Source organism: Luteirhabdus pelagi, from assembly GCF_016827595.1.
GTDB lineage: Bacteria > Bacteroidota > Bacteroidia > Flavobacteriales > Flavobacteriaceae > Luteirhabdus > Luteirhabdus pelagi.
On record NZ_JAECMS010000002.1, the window covers coordinates 141,952 to 158,110 of the forward strand.

Here is a 16,159-nt window from a genome sequence, read left to right on the forward strand (position 1 = left end):
ATTTTAAAGGCTATTATAAACTAGTGTATTTCATTTAAAATTTGTCTATGAAAAAATTACTTTACGCTTTTATCCTTTTATTTGCGATGCATGCGACTGGACAGGACTATGAGGGAATCATTTCCTCATACCTGAACGACAATCGTTCGCAATTGCAGTTGCAAACCGAGGATATTTCCGATATCACCGTAAACTCCGACGCTTATTCCAAAAGCATGGATGTTACCAATGTATATGCTTCCCAGCAATATCAAGGCATTTCGATTTTCAATGCTGTTGGTAGTTTTGCTGTTAAGAATAATACTGTTGTGTACAGCAATATCAATAACTTTAAAAAAAATATTGCTACTAAAACCAACAGTACCAATCCATCGATTACGGCCGAAGTTGCCATCACAAAAGCAGCACAATCCTTAGGGCTAGCAAATCCTACAAATATTTCATTGTTAGAATCAATAGGGTCAAACAATTACGTTTACTCCAATGGTGCTATTTCAAGAAATGATATTCCTGTACAATTGGTATATACGACAGTAGGTGATGAATTAAGATTAGCGTGGGATTTAAGTATTTTCCTAACCGACATGAGTCATTATTACAGTGTCCGCATTGATGCCATGACAGGCGATATGCTCGATATTGCCGACTGGATTCATAATTGTAGTTTCGGCACAGCGCCACATTCTGGTCATAATAATCCCGAAAGTATTTTAATCGGCGATAGAAATCGAAATCAAGAAGGAGCTATCACAAATGGAGGTGCCTCTTATCGTGTTTTTCCTCATCCTTTCGAAAACCCAGATGAGACTGATGACCAATTGGTGGTGAGCCCTGAAAATCTTACTGCTTCACCATTCGGATGGCATGATACTAATGGCGCAACGGGTGCTGAATTCACATATACTCGAGGAAATAATGTAGATGCTCATGATGATATTGAAGGCGACAACAATATTGAACAAGGACCAGATGGTGGCTCAACATTGGAATTTGACTTCCCTTATGATTTGCCACAAGAACCCATAAACCACTTAGATGCTTCTATTGTAAACTTATTTTATTGGAATAACATTGCACATGATATTTCATATTTATACGGATTTGATGAGGCCAGTGGAAATTTCCAACAAAACAACTACGGCAATGGCGGAAGTCAAGGCGACTATGTATTTGCACAGGCTCAGGATGGTGCAGGAACTAATAATGCCGTGTTCGGCTCTCCTCCAGATGGAGATAATGGCGTAATGCAAATGTATTTATGGTCTGCTCCAGGCGATGTACTGGGAACTCTATTAACCATTAATAGCGGACCGTTAGCTGGTCAATATCTTGCTTTCGATTCTAATTTTAATGGTACAGAATTACCAACAACGCCTATTACCGAAGATTTAGCATTAATGGAGGATGATGATGCCGGCGCCTCCACAGATCCATACGATGGGTGTGATAATATTACAAATCCAGCAGATCTTAACGGAAAAATTGCCGTGGTGCGGAGAGGTGAATGCAACTTTACCGACAAGGTATCTTCTGCAGAAGCTGCAGGCGCAGTGGCAGTAATCGTTGTAAATAATACTCCAGGAGATCCTATACCCATGGGTGGAGCAGGCTCTGGAATTGGAATTCCTGCAGTAATGATTTACCAAGGACCAGGAGAAGATATAATTGCTTCTTTATTAGATGGCGATACTATCAATGCAACTTTAGTTGACGATGGCTCTGCGAGCGATCCATTTCAGAGAGATGGTGATTTAGATGCCGAAATTATCGTTCACGAGTACACTCACGGTATTTCTAATCGATTAACCGGTGGACGACTTTTAGCAGGTTGCTTACAAACATGTACGCAGCAAAGTGGTGGGAATTGTACTCGTTTCTCAGAGCAAATGGGAGAAGGATGGAGCGATTGGTTCGGAATGATGTTTACTATGCAGGCCAGTGATAATGCGGAGGATTTAAGAGGATTTGCCACATATTCCGTTGGACAAGGTGCAGCAGGGAATGGCCTACGTCCATATCCTTACACTACAGATACTACCTACAGTCCTCTTACCTATGGAGATATTGATAATGCGACGCTTTCCGTACCACACGGTGTAGGTTCTGTTTGGGCATCGATGCTTTGGGATCTTACATGGGCTCTCATTGATGAGTACGGATTCGATCCTGATATCTACAATGGTACGGGAGGAAATAATATTGCAATACAATTAGTAATGGATGGCATGAAGTTACAACCTTGTCAACCTGGTTTCGAAGATGGTCGTGACGCCATTTTAGAAGCGGATGAGTTACTTAACGGTGGTGCAAATAGATGTTTAATATGGGAAGTGTTTGCTGCGCGTGGATTAGGTGTTGATGCAGATCAGGGAAGTCCATTAGACCGGACGGATGGAACTGAAGGTTTCGAAATTCCTGAGGGAGAAAACTGTACACTTTCTGCGGATGATCGTTCTTCTTACGATAACAACTTTAGAGTATATCCAAATCCATCAAATGGAATTATTAATATTAAGTCGGTATTAGAAGTTGGTCAGGCAACCGTTTCTATCTATGATATGAATGGTCGTTCCGTTTACTCGGAAGTTCTAGACCTTAATCAAGTTGTTCAAATAAACGCTGGTAATTTATCAGCTGGGGTTTATGTTGTTCAAATTGATGGAACAAATTATACGCATACAGCGAAATTGCTAATGCGCTAATTGTATAATTTATTATGAAAAGAGAAAGCCGCTTTGTTCAAGCGGCTTTTTTTATTGTAGCAAGGCCATAATTTCTTGCTTTATTTTTTCTGAAGAAATTCCTGCCCAATCTTGTAGCTCCTGAACTGTTCCATGTTGTGGAAAAAGATCCGGAATTCCTAACACTCTAATAAAGCCCCTATATTTTTGGTCAACGCTATGTGCCTGAATTGCTTCCCCTACACCACCTTTTTTCACACCGTCTTCAACCGTAATTACCTTTTCAAAATTTTTGAATATCATATTCAGCATATCAGTATCCAAAGGTTTCACCGAAACCAAATCGAAATGAGCAACTCTATCACGGAACACTTCCCCCAATAAGCTTTCTTCTACATTCTTTTTCATGGTGCCAACAGAGATGATGGCTAATTCGGTTCCTTCTTTCAACTTTTGAATTTTTCCTATATCTATCTTGGAAAAAGGCAACTGCCAATCAACATTCCATCCTCGGCCCCGTGGATAGCGAATTGCTATCGGACCTTCGGTATAGTCCTGAACCGTATATAACATATTCCGAAGGGCAATTTCATCTCCTGGTGCAATGATTCTTAGATTGGGAATACCACGTAAAAATGCTATGTCGAAAATTCCGTGATGCGTAGCCCCATCGGCTCCTACCAATCCTGCTCTGTCCAAGCAAAATATAACCGGCAACTTCTGAAGGCAAACGTCATGGATTACTTGATCGTAAGCGCGCTGTAAAAAAGTTGAATAAATCGCACAATACACTCGATAACCTTGAGTGGCCATTCCAGCAGCCAGCGTAACCGCATGTTGTTCTGCAATGCCCACATCGAAGGCTCGCTTGGGAAAAGCCTCCATCATGTATTTTAGGGAACTTCCCGTAGGCATGGCGGGTGTAATACCAATTATCCTTTCATTCTTCTGCGCCAATTCCACCAAGGTCTTTCCAAACACATCTTGAAACTTCGGTGGCTGTTTTTCATTAGACTTCGGAAGAAGATCGCCTGTTTTTGCATCAAATCTTCCCGGAGCATGATAAGTGATTTGTTGTTCTTCAGCCTGCTTCAACCCTTTCCCTTTTTTAGTGATAACATGCAATACTTTAGGCCCATCTGTCTTCTTGAGTTTCGATAGCACATCGATCAGCTTATGAATGTCGTGGCCATCTATTGGTCCGGTATAGTCAAATTGCAAGGCTTCAAAGATATTTTCAGAATTCGGAACGTTTTCAACTGAGGTCTTTGACAAATATTCCTTTAGTGCTCCGACACTGGGGTCGATGCCAATGGCATTATCGTTTAAAATGACCAAAAGATTGGTACTGCTCACTCCCGCATGGTTCAAAGCTTCAAAAGCCATTCCGCTGGCAATAGATGCGTCGCCTACTACAGCAATGTGTTGCCTTTCTGTATTTCCCTGTAGCCGCGAAGCAATTGCCATTCCCAACGCAGCCGATATAGATGTACTGCTATGACCTGTTCCGAAAGTATCGTAGATAGATTCCTCGCGTTTGGGAAAACCACTTATGCCGTTCCATTGCCGATTGGTATGAAAAATATCCCTTCGCCCTGTCAGAATTTTATGGCCATAGGCTTGATGCCCTACATCCCATACCAACAAATCGTCAGGTGTGTTAAATACATAATGCAAGGCTAGGGTAAGTTCCACTACTCCTAAACTCGCCCCAAGATGACCTTCTTTGGTTGCGACAATATTAATGATGAAATCACGTAACTCCTTTGCCAATTCAGGTAACTGCTCGGCCGGGACCTTTCGCAGGTCTTTCGGATCGTGAATACTATCTAAAATCTTCTGTTGCACGCCGTAAAGATACTGTTTCAAAATCGTATTTTTGAGACTTCAAAGACTGAACTACTACCAATGATAAAGCCCTTTGATGATAACTATTTTATGAAACGTGCCTTGCAGGAAGCCGAGATCGCTTTCGAGAAGGGCGAGGTTCCTGTAGGAGCGGTGGTAGTAATCAATAATCAAATTATTGCAAGAGCGCATAATTTGACCGAAACCTTGAATGACGTTACGGCACACGCCGAAATGCAAGCTATCACGGCTGCTGCTAATTACCTAGGCGGAAAATATCTTCAAGATTGCACCTTGTATGTTACGCTCGAACCTTGCCAAATGTGTGCAGGTGCCTTATTTTGGAGTCAGATTTCTAAAATCGTGTATGGTGCACGCGATGAACAGCGCGGATGCATTGTAATGGGAACCTCCCTTCACCCTAAAACAAAAATGACAGGTGGTGTAATGGCCGAGGAGGCCTCGCAACTAGTGAAGCGATTCTTTATTGAACGTCGAAATCTTAATTAGCATCCTTCACTTTATGACATAAAAAATCCCCCAAGATTGGGGGATGGTTCTTTCTGATGGTTAGTAGTATATATACACTAGTGAATTACCCGAACTTGGGCAGCCACCATTCCTTTGCGACCTTCTTCTTCAACATATTCTACCTTATCACCTTCATTAAGGGCTTCCCCATTTAATCCGGTAACATGAACAAATATGTCCTTACCAGTTTCATCATTAGTGATAAAACCGTACCCTTTAGATTCATTAAAAAACTTAACTGTTCCTTCCATTGTAAATAAAAAAATAAATTAATAATGGGTAAAGGTACGGTATTTATTGGCTGAAATGTTAAAAAAGTGTAAAAAAATTTTGGAAGCGCCTGACCTATAAATCCTTTTCCTTGTTGTGGTTACGCATTTTATCAAGATTTTCCTTGGTCAACATATAGTCTTTGAAATTACGTTTTCGCCATCGGTGGTAGATAAATAAAGGCATCCAAACAAAAAATAATACAGCTATGGAAGCGCCAATACACAATTCGCCAGTAGAATAATCTTCAGCTCTTATATAAAAGCCAAATATGGCAGTTCCAACTATCAATAGAAATAAAATAATCAATACTGTTCTCATTGTCGTGTAAAATCAACTAGTTTCCGTCGGTATGCTGTCAATAATTTCGATTTGGAAATAAAGCCATGGTACCTTCCTTCTTTGATAACGGGTAGGTTCCAAGCACCGCTTTTTTCAAATTTTGCCATAATTTCATTCATGCTGTCTTGATTGTAAAATAGCAATGCTGGAGCATTTTCCATCAATTCCTTCGCCGTTATCTTATCGTATAGACTGGAATCGAACATTATCTTTCGTAAATCATTCAGAAAAATAACCCCTAGAAATTTATTTTCTTCATTTACTACAGGATACAAATTCCTATTCGAATTAGCGACTGCATGGGTTAATATGTCACCTAAAGGCATATCGGGGGGAACTGTCACAAAGTTATGCTCGATGATTTTATCGAACTCCAATAGCAACAATGCATTTCTATCGCGGTCGTAGGTTAACAAAGCATCCCTCATGGCCAATTCCCGGGTAAAGATACTGTGTTCCATAGTATTTTTTGAAATCATAAAGCTGATGGCTACCGTAATCATCAGCGGAACAAAAAGCGCATAGCCACCCGTAATTTCAGCAATTAGAAAAATAGCGGTTAAGGGGGCATTCACAACGCCCGCCATCAATCCTGCCATCCCGACCAAGGTGAAGTTTACTTCCGATACTTCAAAACCAAGACCGAGATTGTTCAGTACTTTTGCAAATACATTCCCTAAGGCACTTCCCATCACCATCGTAGGAATGATAACACCCCCTACCCCACCCGCGGCAAACGTAGTGGTCATGGCAATCGCCTTAAATATGGTGAAGCCTATCAACAGTGCGATTACAACCCATATTGAATCGGAATAGTCATCAAATGGAGTACTCCCCAATGCTTTTAAATGATTCCCTTCAAGCAAAGCTGTGGTGAAACTGATCCCTTCCCCGTAAAGCGGGGGAATAAAGTAGAGCAAGGCACCTATAGCAACACCTCCGACCATTAGTTTGGCTAACGGCGACTTCAACCGTTCGAAAATATCGTAAATGGCAAAGTAGCTTCTGGTGAAGTAGATGGATGCGATCCCCGTTCCCAATCCTAACGCAACATAAAACAAAGTATCGGAAATATGAAAGGATTTCAATACGGTAGCACTAAACAAAACCTCTTCACCTAAAAAGAAATAAGACGTTAACACAGAAGAAATGGAGGCTATCAATAATGGTAATAACGACGCAAATGTAAGGTCTAAGCTAAATACTTCCACAGCAAATACCACCGCCGCAATGGGCGATTTAAACATTGAGGCCATAGCGCCAGACGTTGCACAAGCAATTAAAAGTGTTCTTGTTTTCTTATCGACATGCAGAAAGCGCCCTAAATTAGAACTAAGAGAAGCCCCAGAGGTTATGGCAGGACCAAGTAACCCAACAGAACCACCAAATCCTACTGTTAACGGTGCTAAAATCAATGTACGATATAAGAGTCGAATGGAAACCAAGCCTTTTTGCCTGAATAGGGAATACAACAGCATTGGAATGGATCGCTTTATAAAATCTGGGGTTTCTGGTCGAAGCGGTTTTACGAATAAATATTTCTTCAACAGAAAAACAATGGCTAACCCAACAATAGGAATAACAAAATACAATCCATGTCGGGTTTCCAATACCACATGCTCGACAAAAGATTGAAGGGAAAATGTGATATTTTTTAGGGTTACCGCTAAAATACCCGCCAGCAACCCTACAATTGCACTAAGAAAAAAGACAAAGTTCTTTTGTGAAATATGGCGATAGCGCCACTTCAAAAATTTCGACACTATGGGTGCGGTATTCGCCATACGATAAAGATACCGATTAACTCAAAACCATTACACTGTATTTCGATTACGGTTGTGCCGTAACCTTCAAATGAAGCTCTTCCAACTGCTCTTCATCCAAAACAGCAGGCGCATCGATCATAACGTCGCGACCAGCGTTATTCTTCGGAAATGCGATAAAATCGCGAATCGTTTCCTGTCCGCCCAAAATAGCCACCAATCTATCCAAACCAAAAGCGATTCCCCCGTGCGGTGGCGCTCCGTATTGAAAGGCATCCATTAAAAAGCCAAACTGCGCTTTTGCCTCTTCCTTCGTGAACCCTAGATAATCGAACATTTTCGATTGAATTTCCTTATCGAAAATACGAATGGAACCACCACCAATTTCGTTTCCGTTTAGTACCAAATCGTAGGCATTCGCCTTAACGGCACCCGGATCGTTTTTTAACAACTCCATCTGACCCGGTTTTGGAGAGGTGAACGGGTGGTGCATGGCATGATATCGCTCGGTTTCCTCATCCCATTCCAATAAGGGAAAGTCGATAACCCAGAGCGGTGCAAATTCGTCAGATTTACGGAGACCAAGACGTGTAGCCATTTCCATTCTGAGCGCACTAAGTTGCGCTCTGGTTTGCGAAGCATCGCCAGAAAGCACACAGATTAAATCGCCTGCTTTGGCGCCGGTTTTTTTAGCCCATTTTGCTAGGTCTTCTTCATCGTAAAATTTGTCGACAGAAGATTTATACGAACCATCATCATTACAACGAACATAGACCATTCCCTTTGCTCCCACTTGAGGGCGTTTCACCCAATCGATCAGTTTATCGATATCCTTCCGACTGTATTCGTTTCCGCCAGGGATTGCAATTCCAACCACTAATTCGGCGCTGTTGAAAACATTGAAATCCTTGTGTTGGGCGACTTCATTCAATTCGCCGAACTCCATTCCGAAGCGAATGTCTGGCTTATCGTTTCCGTATTTCCGCATGGCTTCATCATACGTCATACGCGGAAATTCATCGACCGTAACACCGTTGATTTCCTTTAGAAGATGACGCGTAAGTCCTTCAAAGGTTTGCAGAATATCTTCTTGTTCTACAAACGCCATCTCGCAGTCGATTTGCGTAAACTCCGGTTGACGGTCGGCGCGTAGGTCTTCATCGCGGAAACACTTCACAATCTGGAAGTATTTGTCCATTCCACCCACCATCAACAATTGTTTAAAGGTTTGGGGTGACTGTGGAAGCGCATAAAACTGCCCTTCATTCATACGAGAAGGTACTATAAAGTCGCGAGCTCCTTCGGGTGTCGACTTAATAAGGTATGGTGTTTCCACTTCGATGAAATCCTTATCGGAAAGGTAGTTTCGAACGGCCATGGTAACTTTATGGCGAAACATTAGGTTATTTCGAACAGGGGCTCGACGGATATCCAGATAGCGATACTTCATTCGAAGATCCTCACCACCATCGGTTTCCTTTTCAATAGTGAAGGGAGGGGTAAGGGAAGCATTCAAGACTTCAATTTCAGAAACGAGAATTTCAATATCGCCGGTATTCATGTTGGGGTTTTTACTTTCCCGTTCGATAACGTCACCTTTCACCTGAATGACGAATTCGCGACCTAATCCTGAAGCGATTTCCATGACATCCTTAGACGTACGTTCTTCATCAAAAATAAGCTGCGTGATACCGTAGCGATCGCGTAAATCGACCCAAATCATAAATCCTTTGTCTCGAATTTTCTGTACCCATCCTGAAAGGGTTACGGTTTCACCGATATTTTCGGCTCTCAATTCACCATTGGTATGCGTTCTGTACCCCATAATTTTCTAGTGTTTAGTGGCTTTTGCAACGGGCGCAAAGATAGTAAGTTCCACGGGCAAAAGAAATGGTTTGAAATAAAAAGCGCCCCGATGGGAGCGCTTTTTCACTTTATGCATTCTTTTGTTCTAGCTTTTTCTGCTTTCGCTTTTCCTTCTTATTGGCAAACTTCACTTTTGCTCGGTTCACCAAATAGAACATTACAGGTACCACCACTAACGTAAGGAACGTCGCGAAGATCAATCCGAAGATTACCGTCCATGCCAATGGCCCCCAGAAAATCACGTTGTCACCTCCGATATAGATCGCAGGGTCGTAATCGGTAAACAAGCCGAAGAAGTCGATATTCAATCCAACGGCTAATGGAATCAATCCGAGTACGGTTGTGATAGCGGTAAGCAGTACCGGACGTAGACGCGATTTTCCTCCAGCTACGATTACTTCAAAGTATTGCTTTTTCGTAAGTAAACTATCGTACTCCATTTCTAAATCCTGTTTCTTTCTATCGATCAGGATCTGGGTATAATCTATAAGTACAATGGCGTTATTCACCACAATACCCGCTAAAGAAATAATTCCCATCATGGTCATGATGATTACGAAGTCCATTCCGAAAATTACCAATCCGAGGAATACTCCTACCAAACTCAAGACAATCGCCATTAAAATTATCAATGGCTTAGAAAGCGAGTTAAACTGTGCCACCAAAATGAGCAGAATTCCTCCCATCGCATAGAACAACGCCAACAATAGGAAACTCATATTTTCGGCTTGTTCTTCCTGTTCGCCTGTAAAGGAATACGAAATATCATCCGGCATCTCATAATTTTTGAGCTCCGACTTCAACTGATTTACGATTTCCGTTGGGTTATACCCACCCAAAACATTTGAATACAGCGTAATAACTCGTTTTAAATCCTTTCGCTTAATCGAACTAAAGGAAGCAGTGTTTTTCTTTTCAATAAGTGAGGAAATCGGAACTTGAATAAGCTGCCCCTGATTATTCCTAAAGGTAACCGGTTGGTTGAAAAGCGCGCTCTCGTCATATCGATATTCATCAGCAAAGCGAACATTTATTTCATAATCGTCGTCGCCTTCTTTGTAGGTTGAAATCTCTTCCCCATAAATAGCGCGTCGAATGGTTTGCCCAACAGCAGCGGTAGAAACTCCTAATCGCCCTGCCTTTTCGCGGTCTACCCGAATATCGAGTTCGCGTTTTGCCTTATTCACATCAATCTTCAGCTCCTCAATACCCGCAACCCCGAGGTTCTCGATATAATCGCGCATATCTTCAGCTTGGCGAAGCATTTCCTCATAATCTTCACCTTTCAATTCAATATTGATTGGATAGCCAACAGGAGGTCCTGCTGCGTCTTTTTCAACGATAACCGAAGCACCGGGGAAGCCTTTCACTGCATCGCGCACCTCAGCCAAAACCGTACTACTTTTCACTCCACGCCGATCCTGAAACTCACGCATGGATAGGGTAACTTTTCCTTTATGAGGCATTTCATTCGACTGTCCGCCGTCGGTCTGCGGGTTTCCAGCGCCTTCGCCTACCTGACTAATAGCCGATTCGACCATAAAATTGTAGCCATCTTCATCTTCATACTTCTCGATAGCCTTATAAATACGCTGCTCGATTTTCTTAGTGAGCTCGTTTGTTTTTTCAATATCCGTTCCCTGTGGATATTCGATATACGTGATAATTTGATTCGGTTCATTCTCTGGAAAGAACAATACATTAGGTTGGGCCACTCCCACTAAAACAAAAGACAGGAATAACATTCCTATGGTTCCAAAGAAAAACAGATATGCCTTTCTTCCTCGAAGTGCATACTTAAGCGTTCTTTCATAAAGGTTTTCCAACTTTTTAAGGGCCGTAAACTGAAAGTAATCGACTGCCCTAGAAAGGAAGTATTTATATACCCATAACATGATGGCTGAAAGAATGGCAAGGTTTCCAAACCCTCGTAGCCCAGCGACATCGAGAGAGAAACCAGCCACCAATAGGATAGCACCCACACCTGCAAGGATCAAGCTCCACCGTACCAGTTTTCGCTTCGTTAAGGATTCTTCCTCTGTTTGCATGAAACGAGAGGTTAGCATGGAATTGATAATTAATGCTACGAAAAGTGATGAACCTAGTACCACTGAAAGCGTAATCGGGAAGAATATCATAAACTTACCGATAAGTCCAGGCCATAACCCTAATGGGAAGAAAGCGGCCAAGGTCGTGGCTGTTGAAGCGATAATCGGCCAAGCGATTTCACCCATTCCTTGTTTGGCTGCCTTGTTTCGCGGCATACCTTCACTCATTAAGGTATATACGTTTTCTACTACTACAATTCCGTTATCCACCAGCATTCCAAGCCCCATCACCAAGCCGAACAACACCATAGTATTTAAGGTGAAGCCAAAACTCGATAGGATAAAGAGCGACATCAGCATCGATAAGGGGATTGCGAAACCAACGAATAGTGAGTTTCGAAATCCTAGGAAAAACATCAACACCAAGACTACCAAAATAACTCCAAAGATGATGTTATTCACCAAGTCGTCTACTTGATTTTGCGTTTTTATGGACTGGTCGTTCGATAGTGAAATATGCAAGCCCTCTGGTAAGTATTCTTCTTGCTCCACTTCAATAATTTCCTTGATCTGCTCTACGGCTTCGATCATATTCTTTCCGGCGCGTTTCTTCACATCAAGCATCACCACGGGTTCGCCATATTCTCGCGCGAAGGTGGTCGCATCTTTTTCCTTAAAGTTGATATCGGCAATATCTTTCAGAAAAATAATACCTCCATCGCGTTTCACGACGACGTTTTGCAGTTCCTGGGGATCATCGATTTCACCGATAATACGGATGTTCTTTTGCACACCATTACTGATCACATTTCCACCAGAAATAGTATTATTTTCGCCACGAACGGCATTCACGATATCGGTAAAGCTCACTTTTGAAGCCGTCATTTTATAAATGTCGACCGCAATCTCAACCTCCATATCCTCAGCTCCACGAATGGAAGCTTCCTTTATCTGCGGAAGCAATTCAATCTTATCCTGAAGATATTCGGCATAATCCTTCAACTGTTGCGTTGGATAATCGCCCGTAAGGTTAATGTTGAGAATTGGTTGTTCTTCGGAAAGGTTTAGATCGAAGACGTTCGGTTCCACCTTTGCGCCATTGTCCATCGTAGGCCAAGTAGTTTCGGCCTTTACCAAATCGACTTTATCCTTCACGCGCTGCTTTGCGGTCGGGATTTCGATATCTTCTTCAAACTCTACAATTACTATCGAATAATCCTGAAGTGTGGTAGAGGTAATTTCCTTTACTCCACCAATATCACTGAATTCTTCCTCCAACGGTTCGGTGATAAACTTTTCAACATCCTCTGCAGAGTTTCCTGGATTCACAGAACTTACATAGATCTTGGTTTCCACAATCTCTGGAAAGGATTCCCGAGGCATGGTATAATAGGCGAAAGCTCCCAAGAACATAATGATGGCGATAATTACATACACCGTCATCTTGTTATCGATGGCCCACGAGGATATTTTAAATTCTTTATAGGGATTCTTGCTCATCTCGTCCGCTTTTACTGATTTTGATAGCTAACCAACTGACCGTCGCGTAAGGATTTTGCACCTTCTACAATAACGGTATCGCCAGCTTTGATTCCACTTTTTACTTCAATTTGATTGCCGTAGTTCAAGCCCGTTTCTAAAATAACACGCTTTGCCGTTCCGGTACTGTCTGTTTTAGGAACATATAAATAGGCGATAGACTCTCCACGTGAGTTTTCCTGGAGGATATTCTCTGGAATGGTTATAGCGTCTTCCTGTGTATAGTCGTTCACCTTCACCGTAGCGATCATATTAGGTTTCACCAAGCCGTCCTTATTTGGAATTTCGATTTCAACATCGAAGGTTCGGTTGTCGGGATTGATATAATTTCCAACCTGACGAACCTTTCCGTCGAATTCCTCCCCAATGGCTGATAGGCGCACTTTCACCTCGGTACCTTTGTTGACGCTTTTCAAATAATTCTCTGGGATACTCGCCTTCACATACATATCGCTTAGGTTCACGATGCGAAGCACTTGCGATTGACCCGCACTTACTACCTGACCTTCTTCTGCGATTACATTATCCACTTCGCCACTAAAAGGCGCTTTAATGGTAGTTTTTGCTAATTGAGAACGTATTTGCTGAGCCGCTTTTTCAGCTGCTTCAAAATTAGTCTGCGCTTGAAGGTATTGGATTTCGGAGCCAATTTTCTGTTCCCACAACCGCTTTTGGCGCTCATAAGTCGTTTTAGCCAATGCTACCTGCGATTCCTGTTGGGCTAACTGACTTGAAAGGCCGCCGTCGTCGATTTTCGCCAAGATTTGCCCTTTACGAACCTTTTGCCCTTCATCTACATACACGTTCGTTAAAACGCCTGAGTATTCTGGAAAAAGAACGATGTTCTGGTCGGTTTCCACATCGCCCTGAACTTCTACAAAGTGCTTGAATAGTGTGTCCTGTACGGTTTCAACAGTGACTAATTGTGCAGCGCGTTTGTTTTCTTTCTTTTGAATATAGGTTGTTAGCTTATCCAATTCTTCGTTCAGCTGCTGCTGCTGTTCGTTGAGTTCGGCCCGTCTTTGTTTGATTGCCGAAAGGTCTCCCTGCTCGATCAAGCTATCGACAGAAGCGTTGTTGCCGCCATCGCCACAGGCTACCAATACTAGTGCGATGCTGAAAAAGGTTAAAAAGTATTTCATTACTGTTAGATTTTTGTTTCGGTTGATCATCTATGATTAATATCTATCTCTAAGGGTTTCCGATTCTATTCGCAAATCAGGTGTGTTCAGTAAGGTTTCCAACGCTGCTTTCCCGTTGATTACATCCAGCATGCTTTGAAAATACTGCTGTTGGGCATTGTATAATTGGGTTTGCGCCTGACGTAAATCGAAACTAGTGGAAATTCCTTCGGAAAACTTCGTCTGGTTTTTACGTTCGATACGTTCTGCCAAGGCTAAATTTTCCTTCGCATTTTCATATTTTTCAATAGCGAATTTGTAGTCGCTACGTGCTCTTGTAACATCTAGGCGCACATTTTGAACGGTTTGTTCCAAATCGGTTTCAGCTTGATCCAAGGCAATCTTTGCCCGTTGTGTTCGTGCACTTCGTTGAAGACTGCTGAAAATCGGAATACTCATATTCACCCCGAGCACGGACGATTGAAACCATTCTTGGTTATCGTTTAAGAAAGTGAAGGAATCGCTATTCCCCTGTGCCGCATAATTCAAAAAGCCTGATATGGTAGGAAGCGCCTTGCTCTTTTCCAGTTTTAATTCCAAATCGCGTTGCCTTGTTAGGTTATAAGCAATTTTATAATCGACGTTTTCTTCAATTGTTAAGGAATCTTCCAAAAATTCCAACGAAATATTTTGTTCCGCCAGATTATCCAAATCCTGTGTTAGCGTCACCGGTATATCGACAGTTAGTCCGAGCGCTACTTTAAACATTTGTCGGGCGATTATCTCGCTACGACGGGCATTGCTGAGTTGAGTTTCAATATCGAGCAAAGTAATTTCGAGTTGTTCGACACTCTCTTCTTCCGTTAGGCCATTCTCGAAAATCTTACGTGTTTCAAAGAGGTTATCCTCTAAATTCGCTTTGTTCTTTTCAAAGATGGCGACTAATTCTTCAGCCAACAGCACACTTCCGTAGGCATTAATGACGCCTTTTCGAACCTCTAAACGCGTTTTTTCATTGGAGTTTTCAGAAAAATCGAGAAACGCCTGGGCTGCTTGCAGTCCGACCAAATAACTTCCATCAAAAATCAATTGGTTTAAAGTAGCCACTGCATTCATATTCTGCTGGGTTCCAAAAACGACAGGCACAAAGGTTCCCGGAGGTCCTCCCGTAATTTCCGCGGGAAGCAGGGTTACGGGTTGTTTCAGGTTGTTTCGATACGAAATATCGGCGCTAATCTGCGGCAACCCCGTTGCCGTGGTTTCCCACTTCTGCTTTAGGGCCTTTGCAATATCGCGTCTGGCATTGATAGCTGTAAAGCTACTATCCAATGCGAATTCGACAGCTTCTTCAATCGTAAACGCGTACTGCTGCTGTTGCTGTGTTTGCGCCTGGGCGCTCGATAGGATAAAAAGCAAACTGATAACAGTTAGGATTCTAGTCATCGTGGTGAGTCTTTATGAATTTTTCCAATGTTTTTAGGCCTTCTTTGGTTACGATACCGCGAAGGTGGTATTCTAGATATTCTTCCATAAGTTCATGCTTCGGAAACAGTTCTAACGGGAATAAGGTATCGTCCTTGATACCATTGATCCCCATGAAATATACTCTTGACACAAACTCCACATTCAAGTCGTCGCGATACACCCCTTTTTCAATTCCCTTTTCAATATTCTGAACAGTACATTCGTGCATTTTTTCGAATTGCATGCCACGTAACATTTCGAATATATCGGGATAATATTTTTGTAATTGATATTGAGGAGAAGAGCGTTCATTTTTCAATTGGGTCAGTGCAAATTTCTTAATTTCGTAGAGTTCTTCAATGGGATTGTCGTATTGTTCTCGAATATGATCAATGCCACAGGTAATACTATGGTAAACACTAAGAACTGCCTCTTTCACCAGTTCCGTCTTATTCTTAAAATGGGCATATATCGTCTTTTTCGATATTCCCATAGCTTCCGCTATATCATCCATGGTTACGCTCTTAAAACCATAGTGGATAAACATGTCGGCCGCTTTTTGTGCAATCTTCTCTTTCATAATGGAGCGCAAATATACTATCAGGAAACTTACAATACAAAAAAAGTTTCCTAAGTTTTACAATTATTTAACAATGGGGTTCTTTATTTTAAGGTTGCGATTTGGT

At 42.0% G+C, this 16,159-nt stretch carries 11 protein-coding genes; 2 read left to right on the forward strand and 9 right to left on the reverse strand.

Annotated features, from left to right (window positions below; all coding sequences use genetic code 11):
• Positions 1-47: 47 nt before the first annotated feature.
• Positions 48-2,702, forward strand: coding sequence for a T9SS-dependent M36 family metallopeptidase (locus I4Q58_RS05370; RefSeq protein WP_203294595.1), 2,655 nt, complete (start codon positions 48-50; stop codon positions 2,700-2,702).
• A 51-nt stretch (positions 2,703-2,753) separates the two neighbouring features.
• Here the strand turns inward: I4Q58_RS05370 and I4Q58_RS05375 are convergent, their stop codons facing one another.
• Positions 2,754-4,529 carry a 1-deoxy-D-xylulose-5-phosphate synthase gene (locus tag I4Q58_RS05375; protein WP_203295554.1) on the reverse strand — a complete coding sequence of 592 codons (1,776 nt, stop codon included), beginning with the start codon at positions 4,527-4,529 and terminating at the stop codon, positions 2,754-2,756.
• A 60-nt stretch (positions 4,530-4,589) separates the two neighbouring features.
• Between I4Q58_RS05375 and I4Q58_RS05380 the strand changes: the two genes are divergently transcribed.
• A complete protein-coding gene (locus tag I4Q58_RS05380) occupies positions 4,590-5,039 on the forward strand; it encodes a nucleoside deaminase (RefSeq protein WP_203294597.1) in 450 nt (149 codons plus the stop codon).
• Between the two features lie 77 nt (positions 5,040-5,116).
• Here I4Q58_RS05380 and I4Q58_RS05385 read toward each other — a convergent pair whose 3' ends face one another.
• The 8 genes from I4Q58_RS05385 to I4Q58_RS05420 form a co-directional block, all read right to left on the reverse strand.
• A complete protein-coding gene (locus tag I4Q58_RS05385) occupies positions 5,117-5,311 on the reverse strand; it encodes a cold-shock protein (protein WP_203294599.1) in 195 nt (64 codons plus the stop codon).
• 94 nt (positions 5,312-5,405) lie between these two features.
• Entirely contained in the window at positions 5,406-5,651 is a 246-nt protein-coding gene (locus I4Q58_RS05390) for a hypothetical protein (protein WP_203294601.1), read from the reverse strand.
• Positions 5,648-7,456 (reverse strand): chloride channel protein, encoded by a 1,809-nt coding sequence (locus I4Q58_RS05395; protein ID WP_203294603.1) that lies wholly within the window; start codon positions 7,454-7,456, stop codon positions 5,648-5,650. Before I4Q58_RS05395 ends, I4Q58_RS05390 begins: the two co-directional genes overlap by 4 nt.
• 46 nt (positions 7,457-7,502) lie before the next feature.
• Positions 7,503-9,260, reverse strand: a complete 1,758-nt coding sequence (aspS, locus tag I4Q58_RS05400; protein ID WP_203294605.1) for an aspartate--tRNA ligase — start codon at positions 9,258-9,260, stop codon at positions 7,503-7,505.
• A 109-nt stretch (positions 9,261-9,369) separates the two neighbouring features.
• Positions 9,370-12,849, reverse strand: coding sequence for an efflux RND transporter permease subunit (locus tag I4Q58_RS05405; protein WP_203294607.1), 3,480 nt, complete (start codon positions 12,847-12,849; stop codon positions 9,370-9,372).
• Between the two features lie 11 nt (positions 12,850-12,860).
• The gene (locus I4Q58_RS05410) at positions 12,861-14,030 is read right to left on the reverse strand and encodes an efflux RND transporter periplasmic adaptor subunit (protein WP_203294609.1); all 1,170 of its coding nucleotides are present in this window, start codon (positions 14,028-14,030) and stop codon (positions 12,861-12,863) included.
• A 36-nt stretch (positions 14,031-14,066) separates the two neighbouring features.
• A complete protein-coding gene (locus I4Q58_RS05415) occupies positions 14,067-15,452 on the reverse strand; it encodes a TolC family protein (protein WP_203294611.1) in 1,386 nt (461 codons plus the stop codon).
• A complete protein-coding gene (locus I4Q58_RS05420) occupies positions 15,445-16,053 on the reverse strand; it encodes a TetR/AcrR family transcriptional regulator (protein WP_203294613.1) in 609 nt (202 codons plus the stop codon). The genes I4Q58_RS05415 and I4Q58_RS05420 overlap by 8 nt, the downstream gene beginning before the upstream one ends.
• Positions 16,054-16,159: the final 106 nt, after the last annotated feature.

Bases quoted from the DNA above. Each gene is read 5' to 3' on its own strand.
- I4Q58_RS05370 (WP_203294595.1), top strand. From the start codon at position 48: ATGAAAAAATTACTTTACGCTTTTATCCTTTTATTTGCGATGCATGCG.
- I4Q58_RS05380 (WP_203294597.1), top strand. From the start codon at position 4,590: ATGATAAAGCCCTTTGATGATAACTATTTTATGAAACGTGCCTTGCAG.
- I4Q58_RS05385 (WP_203294599.1), bottom strand. From the start codon at position 5,311: ATGGAAGGAACAGTTAAGTTTTTTAATGAATCTAAAGGGTACGGTTTT.
- I4Q58_RS05390 (WP_203294601.1), bottom strand. From the start codon at position 5,651: ATGAGAACAGTATTGATTATTTTATTTCTATTGATAGTTGGAACTGCC.
- I4Q58_RS05395 (WP_203294603.1), bottom strand. From the start codon at position 7,456: ATGGCGAATACCGCACCCATAGTGTCGAAATTTTTGAAGTGGCGCTAT.
- aspS (WP_203294605.1), bottom strand. From the start codon at position 9,260: ATGGGGTACAGAACGCATACCAATGGTGAATTGAGAGCCGAAAATATC.
- I4Q58_RS05405 (WP_203294607.1), bottom strand. From the start codon at position 12,849: ATGAGCAAGAATCCCTATAAAGAATTTAAAATATCCTCGTGGGCCATC.
- I4Q58_RS05410 (WP_203294609.1), bottom strand. From the start codon at position 14,030: ATGAAATACTTTTTAACCTTTTTCAGCATCGCACTAGTATTGGTAGCC.
- I4Q58_RS05415 (WP_203294611.1), bottom strand. From the start codon at position 15,452: ATGACTAGAATCCTAACTGTTATCAGTTTGCTTTTTATCCTATCGAGC.
- I4Q58_RS05420 (WP_203294613.1), bottom strand. From the start codon at position 16,053: ATGAAAGAGAAGATTGCACAAAAAGCGGCCGACATGTTTATCCACTAT.